The sequence below is a fragment of the Tritonibacter sp. SIMBA_163 genome, from assembly GCF_046535935.1.
GTDB lineage: Bacteria > Pseudomonadota > Alphaproteobacteria > Rhodobacterales > Rhodobacteraceae > Epibacterium > Epibacterium scottomollicae.
Map to the genome: position 1 here is coordinate 1 of NZ_JAWJBP010000664.1, position 262 is coordinate 262.

The 262-nt window shown below is 61.5% G+C and carries 1 protein-coding gene; it reads right to left on the reverse strand.

Translation table 11 applies throughout. From position 1 onward, the window contains the following. On the reverse strand, positions 1-242 hold a 242-nt coding region (locus R0J92_RS23965; protein ID WP_411053518.1), incomplete at its 3' end, for an alpha-amylase family glycosyl hydrolase. Between the last annotated feature and the right edge of the window lie 20 nt (positions 243-262).

Here is a 262-nt window from a genome sequence, read left to right on the forward strand (position 1 = left end):
TAATCGGAGATGTCGTAGCCGTTGTCGTCCATCGGTGAGGTGAAGATCGGCGAGAGCCAGATGACCGTGATCCCGAGCGACTGAAGGTAATCCAGCCTGGAGATGATGCCCTGAATGTCGCCGACGCCATCGCCATCGCTGTCGCAGAAGCTGCGCGGATAGATCTGGTAGACGGTGGCGGTGTGCCACCATTTGCGGTCGATCGCCGGGGGCGCAAGCGGCTGAGGTGCTGGCTGGCTCATGGACGGTCTCCGTTTACGGG